Source organism: Kitasatospora sp. NPDC054795 (assembly GCF_053611565.1).
In genome coordinates, this window is record NZ_JBSHAP010000060.1 from 43,604 (window position 1) to 53,603 (window position 10,000).

Here is a 10,000-nt window from a genome sequence, read left to right on the forward strand (position 1 = left end):
TTTATACCCCCCCCCCCCCGCCCCGGGGGGGGGGGGGGGGGGGGCGGGGGGGGGGGGGGGGGCGGGGGGGGGGGGGGGGGCCCCCCCCCCCCCCGCCCGCACTGCTCCGGCCCACCCGCACTGCTCCGGCCCACCCGCACTGCTCCAGCCCGCCCGTCAGCCCGTCAGCCCGTCAGCCCGCCGGCCCGCCGGTCAGCCCCGGGCCTTCACATAGTGCCGCGCCGCCTTCGCCCGGTTCCCGCACACCGCCATCCGGCACCACCGCCGGCGGCCGTTCTGCGAGGCGTCGAAGAAGTGCAGGATGCACGCCTCGTGCGCGCACTGCCTGACCCGGTGGGCCCCCTCGCCGAGCAGCGCGAGGAAGCCGTCCGCCGCCAGCCAGGGCGCCAGCCACTGCGGCCCGTCGGCCTCGATCCGGTCCTCGGCCCCACCCGGTGCCGCCGTGCGCCGGATCCGTCCGCGCGCCAGCACCGCGTCCAGTCCGTCCCGCGCCGCGGCACCCAACTCGCCTTGCTCGCGGGCGTCCCGGGCGGCCGACAGGATCGCCTCGCGGGTCTGCCGGATCGCCGCCAGGCCCGCCTCGTCGGCCGCGCAGCGCTCGCCCAGCCCGGCGGAGGAGAGCCAGATCGCGTACCCCTCGACGTCGGTGAGCAGGTCGTTGACGGGCGTTCCGGCCCAGCGGGTGTTGAGCAGGTCGAGCGCGAGCGGCTCGCCGATCAGCGGTCGCGGGTCCCTCGGGTCGGGCTGCGCATCGGTCATGGCTCTCCCTCGGATCGGTCCGATTCTACGTCCGCCCCCTTCGGCCGAACCGGTCCGGACCGGCCCCGGAATCCCGGTCATTCACTGAATGGAACCGCCGAGTTCCCCACTCTCCACAGTTGACTGTTTTTTAGCAACGAATTGCCCGGCCATGAGCCAATTCGCACACGGGTTCTGTCATGTTCGAGCCAGCGTTCTCGACCCCCTGAACGCCTGGCCCCTTGCCGGCCCCCACAGCCGGCCAGAGGAGGATCCGTTGCGTCCCCGCTCCCTTGCCCTCGCCGCGGCGATAGCCGTGCTGCCGCTGACCGCCGTCTCGCTCGGTGTCTCCACCGCGCAGGCCGCCACGCCCAACGCCACCCCGCGCGTCGCCCTGCCGAACACCGTGAACCCCGCAGTGGCCCACTCGGAGAAGAAGGGTGACGTTCCGGCCGCGCAGCAGATCGCGGTGTCCGTCAGCCTGAAGCTGCGCGACACCGACGCCCTGGACCGCTTCCTCACCGCCGTCGCCACCCCGGGCACCCCGGAGTACGGCCACTACCTGACGCCGGAGCAGTTCACCGCGCGGTTCGGCCCGACCCAGGCCGCCGTCGACCAGGTCAGGACGTACCTGGCCCAGCAGGGCCTGACCGTCGGCGACGTGAGCGCCAACCGCCAGGTGGTCAACGCCCACGGCACCGCGGCCCAGGTCTCCCAGGCCTTCGGCACCCACGAGAGCTCGTACCTGGACCCGCAGCTGCAGCGCGCCTTCTTCGCCAACGACGCCGCGGCCTCGATCCCCTCCGACCTGGCCGCCGTGGTCCAGGGCATCAGCGGCCTGGACAACCACGCGGTGCGCAAGAACCGCATCGCCACGCCGAACGCGGTCACCCCGAACGCGGCGAGCGCCACCCCGAGCGGCATGGCCCCGGCCCAGTACACCGGCGCGTACAACCTCAACAAGACCGGCGCGGACGGCACCGGCACCACGGTCGCGCTGTGGGAGTTCGACGGCTACAAGTCCTCGAACCTGACCACCTACGACTCCCAGTACGGCCTGTCCGGCCCGGCCGTCTCCACCGTCTCGGTGGACGGCGCCAACTACGACTCCGCCCCCGGCCAGGGCCAGGGCGAGGTCGAGCTGGACAGCGAGATCGTCCGCGGCGCGGCGCCCAAGGCCACCCAGCTGGTCTACGAGGCGCCCAACAGCGACCAGGGCGAGATCGACATGGCCAACAAGATCGTGACCGACAACAAGGTCTCGGTGGTCTCGATCTCCTGGGGCTCCTGCGAGCCGGACACCACCGCCTCCTCGATGACCGCGGTCGACAACGCCTTCAAGCAGGCCGCCGCCCAGGGCATCTCGATCTTCTCCGCCTCCGGCGACGACGGCTCCCGCGACTGCACCCGCTCCACCAGCGGCTCCTCCGTCAAGGCGGTCGACTTCCCGGCCTCCAGCCCGCACCAGACCGGCGTCGGCGGCACCAACCTCAAGGTCTCCAGCGGCAACGCCTACTCCTCGGAGAGCGCCTGGAGCACCGCCGGCGGCGGTGTCTCCACCGTGTTCGCCAAGCCGAGCTGGCAGACCGGCACCGGTGTCAGCGGCACCATGCGCACCGTCCCGGACGTCTCCTCCAACGCCGACCCGGCCAGCGGCTTCGCGATCTACACCGCCGGCGGCTGGCAGGTCTACGGCGGCACCAGCGCCGCCGCGCCGCTCTGGTCCGGCTACGCGGCCCAGTTCAACCAGAAGGCCAAGACCGCCGGGCAGCCGGTCCTGGGCGAGGCGAGCCCGCGGCTGTACTCGGTCGCGAACAGCAGCGCCTACGGCAGCACCTTCCACGACGTGACCACCGGCGCCAACCAGGACTTCTCCGCGAAGGCCGGCTACGACCAGGTCACCGGCTGGGGCTCCCCGGTCGCCGACGCGCTGACCACCGCCCTGCTCGGCGGCGGCACCACCCCGCCGTCCGGCGGCTGCACCGCCGCCCAGCTCGTCACCAACGGCGGCTTCGAGACCGGCACCGCCTCCCCGTGGACCACCTCCAGCGGCGTGGTCGACAACAGCTCCTCCCAGGCGGCCCACTCGGGCAGCTGGAAGGCCTGGATGAACGGCTACGGCTCGGCCCACACCGACACCATGTCGCAGACCGTCTCGATCCCGGCCGGCTGCGCCTCCGCCAAGCTGACCTTCTGGCTGCACATCGACACCGCGGAGACCGGCACCACCGCGTACGACAAGCTGACCGTCCAGGCCAACAGCACCACGCTGGCGACCTACTCCAACGCGAACGCCGCCGCGGGCTACGTCCAGCGCACCCTGGACCTGACCTCCTTCGCCGGCCAGACCGTGACCATCAAGTTCACCGGCACCGAGGACTCGTCGCAGCAGACCAGCTTCGTGATCGACGACGTCGCGCTGAACGTGAGCTGATCACCGACCGGTAGCACCACCGAACCCCCGCCGGGGCGGAGCCGTCAGGGCCCGCCCCGGCGGTGTCCGTCCGGGCCCGCCCACGGCGGTGTGCGGGCCCAGGTCGGCGGCTCGTGTTTCCGGACTGTTTCAAGATCGCTAACCCTTCGGTCCACCTGCCGTGACCACTGTCATACGCACGACTGATGACGTAGCCTCTCGACCGTGCATAGGGTTCCCCAAAGCTCGGTGAAGCCGCTGGCGGCGCGCCCCGGCGCCGGCCCGGTCCCGCCGAACTCACCTGGTGGGGAGGGTCACCGCATGGCCGCACAGCAACCACAGGACGCCGCGCGACTGCGGCTGGTCGGGTCGCACACGGAGCGCCCCGGACCGGCTCCTGCCGGCGCCCCCGCACCACCGCCCGGCCGGCTCGCCCCGGTCGGCGGCTTCGCCGACACCCTGCACCTGGCCATCGAGGCCAGCGGCCTCAGCCTGGACCGCATCCGCGCCGCCCTCGCCGGACGTGGCGTCAGGGTCAGTGTCACGACCCTGAGTTACTGGCGGCGCGGCCGCAGCCAGCCCGAACGGGCCAGCTCGCTGCGCGCCGTCCACCTGCTGGAGGAACTGCTCGGCCTGCCGCACAGCGCGCTCTCCTCCCTGCTCGGCCCGCCGCGCCCGCGCGGCCGCTGGGCCGCCGCGGCCAACACCTGCCACCTCGGGCTGGAGGACGTCTGGCCGGGCGAGCAGGAGATCGCCAACATCTTCGCCGAGCTGAACGCCCCGCCGGCCGGCGAGCTGGAGCGGCTGAGCATCCACGACTCCTACTACGTGGACGCCGAGCGGCGCGGCAACCTGCTGCGCATGCGCCAGGTGGTGCGCGCCACGGTCGGCGGCGTCGGCCGCTGCCTGGTGGTGCACATGGCCGACGAGGAGGCGGCCGGCTGCCCCGAGATCACCTCGGTGCGGCACGGCCGGCTGGGCCGGGTGCGCCGCCGCCCCGAGGCCGGGCTGATCGTCGCCGAGCTGATGCTGGACCGCCCGCTCGGCCTCGGCGACAGCACGGTCTTCGAGTACGAGGTGGAGATCCCGCCCGGCGGCCCGACCATGGAGTACAGCCGCCGCTTCGCCAGCCCGGTGCGCGAGTACGTGCTCCAGGTGCACTTCGACCCGGCGGCCGTCCCCGCGCACTGCGAGCGCTACGACCGCGAGCCCGGCGCCGACGTCGACCACCGCCGCGAACAGCTGTGGATCGGCGCCTCGGCGAGCGCCCACGTCCTGGCCCCGGACCAGCAGCCGGGCCACATCGGCATCCGCTGGGAGTGGGCCTAACAGGGGCCGGGCCCTCCCTCCTTCCGAGCCCCGTCGGGACCCAAGGTCAGGCCCGGCGGGGCTTTCGCGTGCCCACCGCAAAACCTAACCGTTCCAGTGCCATTTACTGATTGACGCTGCATCACCTAACTCCTACTCTCATGAGTACCGGTTAGGCAGCAGCCTCGCCGGACGCCGAAGCCTCCGGGAGTGACCAGGCATGTCCGCCACCACCCAGCTCCGCACCCTGCAGACCGGCCACGTGGGACTGAACGTCACCGACCTGGCCCGCTCACTCGACTTCTACCGCGCCGTGTTCGGCCTGGAGGTCACCGCCGAAGGCACCGACCCCGAACGCCGCTACGCCCTGCTCGGCCGCGACGGCCGCCTGGTGGTGACGCTCTGGCAGCAGAGCGCGGGCACCTTCGCCACCACCGGCCCCGGCCTGCACCACCTCTCCTTCGAGGTCGAGAGCCTCGACGAGGTCCGCGCCACCGAACGGCTGCTGCGCGGGCTCGGCGCGGAGTTCGCCTACGACGGCGTCGTCCCGCACAGCGAGGGCTCGGCCTCCGGCGGCATCTTCTTCACCGACCCGGACGGCATCCGGCTGGAGGTCTACACCCGCACCGGCGTGGACGGGACCGAGGCCGAAGCCCCCACCGCCGCCGCCCCGACCTGCGGCTTCTTCTAGAACGCGCCGCGACCACCGCCAGGGAGCCGACCATGACCACCAGCACGCCGTACCACCCCGGCGAGCGGACCGTCCAGGCCCGGGCCGACCGGACCGGACGGGCCGACCACGCCGGCCGGTCGATCCGCCGCACCGTCCCGACGGTCGCCGCCCGCTTCCTGACCGAGCGCCGGATGCTGGTCGTCGGCGCCGCCGACCGGGACGGCCGGGTCTGGGCCACCCAGCTGGCCGGCCCGGCCGGCTTCCTCTCCGCCCCGGACGAACACACCCTGGCCGTCGCCGCCCTCCCCGCCGGGGCCGACCCGCTGGCCGGAGCGCTGGACCGCCCGGCCCGGGTCGGCACCATCGCACTGGACCCGGCCGGCCGGCGCCGGATGCGGCTCAACGGGCGTTCCGTCCCGGACGGCCGGGGCGGGCTGCTGGTGCACGCCGAGGAAGTGGTCGCCAACTGCCCGAAGTACATCCAGCGCCGCACCCCGACGGACCGCCCGGTCGCCGGCCCGCCCCGCGCGGTCGCCACCGGTCCGGCGCTGACCACCGCGCAGCGCCTGGCGGCGGCCACCGCGGACACCTTCTTCATCGCCAGCACCGGCCCGGACGGCAGCGTGGACGCCTCCCACCGCGGCGGCCTCCCCGGCTTCCTGCAACCGGTGGCACCGGACCGGCTGCGCTGGCCGGAGTACCCGGGCAACAGCATGTTCCTGACGCTCGGGAACCTGGAGCTGGACCGGCGCGCCGGCCTGCTGCTGCCCGACTGGGAGACCGGCGGGGCGCTGCTGGTGACCGGCGAGGCCCGCGCCGACTGGTCCGAGGAGGCCCGGCGGGGCGTCCCGGGCGCCGAACGGATGGTCGAACTGACCGTCACCGGCGTCGTCGAACTGGCCGACGCCACCCCGCTGACCTGGAGCGACCCCGAGTACTCGACCGCCATCCCGCGCTGACCGCACCTCACTTCTCCCGGGGCCTGTCCGACAATTCCCGCCGATCGACGCCACGTCCGGGAGCCGAACGGGTCTCACCCGTTCGGCCTAACCCACCGTGACTCATCCCGCCCGCTTTGGGACTTTGGTCCGGATAACACGCGGAATAGTCCGGGAAAGAGGCGGAGCATGACCCTGACCGACCCCCTGTCCCCGCTCATCGAGTTCGACGACGTCGAACCGGCGGAGGACTGCATATGCGGGGGCTGCAACGCCCGCCGACGCGCACGGCTGCACGCCGCGCCGGTCCACGAGGGCGGCCACGCCGCCGCCCGCAGCGTCCGCCGCCGGGCCGCCGTCCTGATGGCCGCCGCGGGCACCGCGATAGGCGGCGGAACGGCCGCCGCCGGCGCCGCCACCGCGGCCCCCGCACCCGGCCCCACCCCGGGCGGCAGCAGCAGCGCCCGGTCACAGACCCCCCAGGGCGAGGTCAGCGGCCTCTACGGCCAGGTCCCCGGCGCCCGCGCCTTCGCCGCCCCGCGCACCGCCGCGGCGCCGCTCACCCGGGCCCAGATCATCCAGCGCGCCCAGACCTGGGTCGACCAGGGCGTGCCGTACAGCATGAGCCGCTACTGGTCGGACGGCTACCGCCAGGACTGCTCCGGCTTCGTCTCGATGGCCTGGGGCCTGGGCAGCAGTCAGACCACCTGGACACTGCCCGGCTTCGCCGAGCGGATCGGCAAGAACGACCTCCAGCCCGGCGACGTCCTCATCTACAACAACCCGGCCAACCCCCAGGCCGGCTCGCACGTGGTGATCTTCGGCGGCTGGACCGACTCCTCCCGCACCAAGTACGTCGCCTACGAGCAGACCGGCCCCGCCACCAAGAAGCGCTCCACCCCGTACGCGTACTGGAACAACTCCGGCGGCTACGTCCCGTACCGCTACACCGGCCTGTCCACCGGCGGCAACGACGGCGGCGGCACCTCCTCGACCGCCTTCCCCGGCACCGCCAAGTTCGGCCCCGGCGCCAACAACGCGTACGTCACCAGGCTCGGCCAACTGCTGGTGCGGCGCGGCGGCGCCGCGTTCTACTCCGAGGGCCCCGGCCCTCGCTGGGGCGAGGCCGACCGCAAGGCCACCCAGGCCTTCCAACAGGCCCAGGGCTGGCGCGGCAACGAGGCCGACGGCATCCCCGGCAAGGACACCTGGGACTACCTGGTCAACGGCAAGGGCCGCGACATCGGCGGCGGAACCGGCACCCCGCTGCCGCCCCCGCCGCCCACCACCGGCGGCTCGGCCTTCCCCGGTGCGCAGTACTTCGGCCCCGGCCAGAACAACGACCACGTACGTCTGCTCGGCGAACAGCTGGTCCGCAAGGGCTTCGGCGGCTCGTACGGCGTCGGCCCCGGCCCGCGCTGGACGGAGAGCGACCGCCGCGCCGTCCAGGCCTTCCAGCAGGCCCAGGGCTGGCGCGGCAGCGAGGCCGACGGCTACCCGGGCCCCGACACCTGGCGCCGGCTCTTCTCCTGACGGCCCCGCCGGGGCGCGGTGCCCACCCGGGCACCGCGCCTCAGCGCCGCCCCGACATCCAGTGGAAGAGGCCCATCCCGACGCTGGTCGCCAGGTTGAAGCTGGACACCCCCGGCTGCATCGGCACCGCCACCAGGTGGTCGGCGCGCGCCTTGAGCTCCTCCGACACGCCGTGCCGCTCGGTGCCGAAGACCAGCAGCGCCTCGTCGGGGAACGGCACGTCCCGGATGTCCGCCCCCTCCGGATCCAGCACGTACAGGGGCCCGTCCGGCAGCTGCTCCGGATCCAAGCGCTCGACCGCGGTCGCGAAATGCAGTCCCGCGCTGCCCCGCAGCACGTTCGGGTGCCACGGGTCCAGATCCCCGGTGGTCACCACCCCGGTGGCACCGAACCCCGCCGCCAGCCGGATCACCGCCCCGACGTTCCCCAGGTTGCGCGGATTCTCCAGCACCACCACCGGCGCCGTCCGCGGCCGGCGGGCCAGCACCGCCCGGTTCGCCCGAGCACCGGGCCGCACCGCCGACGCGGCCACCCCCGTCGGGTGCAACCGCGGCACCAGCCCCCGCAGCACGGCCTCCGGCACCTCCACCGCGAGCCCCTCCAATGCCGGCACGACATCCGGCGCCAGCTCACCCGCCAGCGCCAGCAGAGCCGCCCGGTCGGCGGTCAGCACCCGCCGCACCTCGCCCCCGAACCGCAGCGCGTGCTTCAGCGCGTGGAACCCGTCCAGCAGCACCGCCCCCGGCTCCCGCTCGACCGCCCGCCAGGCCCGTACCAGCTCGTCCTCGTCCATGGCGGTCACTCTGTCACCCGCCCCGGACCCGGCTCACCGGGCCGCCCGGCCGCGGCGATCACCTCGTCGAAGCCCAACGCGCGCCCGGGCGGTCCGTCCGGTTCGCCGGCCAACCCGGCCAGCGCGAGGTCCAGGTGCCGGTGGACCAGGGAGCCGTCCGCGTCCAGCGCCGCCAGCGCCCCCGGCAGCGGACGGGACACCCGGACGCAGAGCAGCACCAGGTCCCCCATCCCCACGTCGGGGCGCAGCCGCCCGGCCTCCCGCGCGGCCCGCAGCAGTCCCTCGACCGCCACGACGGTGCCCCGGCGAACGGCCACCAGCTCCTCGTCCACCACCAGGTGCTCCAACAGCACCACGATCGCCGCCCCCATCCGCAGATCGGCGGCGGCGTGCACGAAGCGGCGCAGCGCCAGGTACGGATCCGGCTCGGCCGCCCGCGCCTGCTCGGCGGCCTCGGTGAGCCGGGCCAGCAGGTCGGTGACCAGCTCGCGGACCAGCGCCTCCCGGTCGGGGAACCGCCGGTAGAGCGTGCCCGGGCCGACCCCGGCCCGCCGCACCACCGCGTCCAGTGGGGCGTCCGGGCCCCGCTCCAGGAACACCTCGCAGGCGGCGTCCAGGATCCTGCGCCGGCTGCGCTCCGCGTCGGCCCTCATCCACAACTCCCTAACCGGAGAAAATCTCTCCCCCTATGCTAGCGTCACCAGAAGCGGAGAAAATTCCTCCGTCTTCTCGCCCTCTTCAAGGAGCGACGCCATGCAGCCCGGCCTCACCATCCGCACCGAGATCGACGGCACCCCCCACCCCCGGGAGGCCGTCCTCGCCTGGGAACTCGACCGCGCCCGCGCCGCCCTGCGCCTGCTCAAGCAGCGCCTCGGCGACGACCGGACGCGCGAACTGCTCACCCCCGACACCACCGCCGCCGACACCGCCCTGGCCGGCTGGGCCCGGGCCTCCGCCGGCCGACGGCGCACCGCCGTCACCGAACTCACCGCCACCGGCATCGACGCCGACACCTTCCTCACCTGGTGGCAGGCCCGCCTGCAGGACGGCGACCGCGCCGCCCTGCTCGCCGCCAACCCCGAGCACTACCTCGCCGACTCCACCGGCGAGCAGGTCGAGATCATCGAAACCATCGGCACCGGCCCGGCCCGCTTCTTCCTCCGCTTCCACCACGACCTCCCCGGCGACGACGCCTTCCCGGTCCGCATCGGCGGCACCGGCACCCTCGCCGACGACACCGAGGTCCTCCACGTCCTCCACGAATTCGCCGACACCCCCGACGGCCTGCGCATCCGCCTCACCGTCCAGTTCCCGGAAGCCGCCCCCGACCTCCTCCCCACCGGCCACCAGTGGCACTTCGCCTGCGAGTTCACCAACTGGCTCCAAGCCGCCCAAGCCGCCCAAGCCGCCTGACCCCAACACCCCACCCCCACCCCCACCCCAACGGGCGCGCAGGCCAAAAGCCCACGCGCCCGCACCCCGAACCACCCCAGCGCGAAAGGTGCCCCTCCCAGCGAGAGGGACGCGCTGCGGGAGGGGGCGGCGCAGGGGGTGGGTGCGGAGAGGGGCGTGACGGGTGATTTTCAGACTGCCAACGGTCTCAA

At 73.9% G+C, this 10,000-nt stretch carries 9 protein-coding genes; 6 read left to right on the top strand and 3 right to left on the bottom strand.

The genetic code is table 11. The features are described 5' to 3' along the window. Positions 1-192: 192 nt before the first annotated feature. Entirely contained in the window at positions 193-759 is a 567-nt protein-coding gene (locus ACWGJO_RS22160; protein ID WP_452186116.1) for a CGNR zinc finger domain-containing protein, read from the bottom strand. 256 nt (positions 760-1,015) lie between these two features. Between ACWGJO_RS22160 and ACWGJO_RS22165 the strand changes: the two genes are divergently transcribed. From ACWGJO_RS22165 to ACWGJO_RS22185, 5 genes are all read left to right on the top strand, one after another. Continuing rightward, positions 1,016-3,172 (top strand): protease pro-enzyme activation domain-containing protein, encoded by a 2,157-nt coding sequence (locus tag ACWGJO_RS22165; RefSeq protein WP_452186118.1) that lies wholly within the window; start codon positions 1,016-1,018, stop codon positions 3,170-3,172. 300 nt (positions 3,173-3,472) lie between these two features. Continuing rightward, positions 3,473-4,480 carry an XRE family transcriptional regulator gene (locus tag ACWGJO_RS22170; protein ID WP_387694032.1) on the top strand — a complete coding sequence of 336 codons (1,008 nt, stop codon included), beginning with the start codon at positions 3,473-3,475 and terminating at the stop codon, positions 4,478-4,480. A gap of 199 nt (positions 4,481-4,679) precedes the next feature. Next, positions 4,680-5,150, top strand: coding sequence for a VOC family protein (locus tag ACWGJO_RS22175; RefSeq protein WP_387726528.1), 471 nt, complete (start codon positions 4,680-4,682; stop codon positions 5,148-5,150). A gap of 32 nt (positions 5,151-5,182) precedes the next feature. Next, complete coding sequence (locus ACWGJO_RS22180) at positions 5,183-6,091, top strand: pyridoxamine 5'-phosphate oxidase family protein (RefSeq protein ID WP_452186120.1); 909 nt, start codon at positions 5,183-5,185, stop codon at positions 6,089-6,091. A 168-nt stretch (positions 6,092-6,259) separates the two neighbouring features. Further along, on the top strand, positions 6,260-7,603 hold the full coding sequence (locus ACWGJO_RS22185) for a peptidoglycan-binding protein (RefSeq protein WP_452186122.1): 1,344 nt from the start codon (positions 6,260-6,262) through the stop codon (positions 7,601-7,603). A 40-nt stretch (positions 7,604-7,643) separates the two neighbouring features. Here ACWGJO_RS22185 and ACWGJO_RS22190 read toward each other — a convergent pair whose 3' ends face one another. Together ACWGJO_RS22190 and ACWGJO_RS22195 are read right to left on the bottom strand one after the other, a co-directional pair. Then, entirely contained in the window at positions 7,644-8,396 is a 753-nt protein-coding gene (locus ACWGJO_RS22190; protein WP_452186124.1) for a TrmH family RNA methyltransferase, read from the bottom strand. A gap of 5 nt (positions 8,397-8,401) precedes the next feature. Next, positions 8,402-9,049: a TetR/AcrR family transcriptional regulator gene (locus ACWGJO_RS22195; protein WP_380545796.1), complete on the bottom strand. Its 648-nt coding sequence runs from the start codon at positions 9,047-9,049 to the stop codon at positions 8,402-8,404. Positions 9,050-9,149: 100 nt separating this feature from the next. Between ACWGJO_RS22195 and ACWGJO_RS22200 the strand changes: the two genes are divergently transcribed. Beyond that, a complete protein-coding gene (locus tag ACWGJO_RS22200; RefSeq protein ID WP_452186126.1) occupies positions 9,150-9,809 on the top strand; it encodes a hypothetical protein in 660 nt (219 codons plus the stop codon). Positions 9,810-10,000 lie beyond the last annotated feature (191 nt).

Bases quoted from the DNA above. Each gene is read 5' to 3' on its own strand.
- ACWGJO_RS22160 (WP_452186116.1), bottom strand. From the start codon at position 759: ATGACCGATGCGCAGCCCGACCCGAGGGACCCGCGACCGCTGATCGGC.
- ACWGJO_RS22170 (WP_387694032.1), top strand. From the start codon at position 3,473: ATGGCCGCACAGCAACCACAGGACGCCGCGCGACTGCGGCTGGTCGGG.
- ACWGJO_RS22175 (WP_387726528.1), top strand. From the start codon at position 4,680: ATGTCCGCCACCACCCAGCTCCGCACCCTGCAGACCGGCCACGTGGGA.
- ACWGJO_RS22180 (WP_452186120.1), top strand. From the start codon at position 5,183: ATGACCACCAGCACGCCGTACCACCCCGGCGAGCGGACCGTCCAGGCC.
- ACWGJO_RS22185 (WP_452186122.1), top strand. From the start codon at position 6,260: ATGACCCTGACCGACCCCCTGTCCCCGCTCATCGAGTTCGACGACGTC.
- ACWGJO_RS22190 (WP_452186124.1), bottom strand. From the start codon at position 8,396: ATGGACGAGGACGAGCTGGTACGGGCCTGGCGGGCGGTCGAGCGGGAG.
- ACWGJO_RS22195 (WP_380545796.1), bottom strand. From the start codon at position 9,049: ATGAGGGCCGACGCGGAGCGCAGCCGGCGCAGGATCCTGGACGCCGCC.
- ACWGJO_RS22200 (WP_452186126.1), top strand. From the start codon at position 9,150: ATGCAGCCCGGCCTCACCATCCGCACCGAGATCGACGGCACCCCCCAC.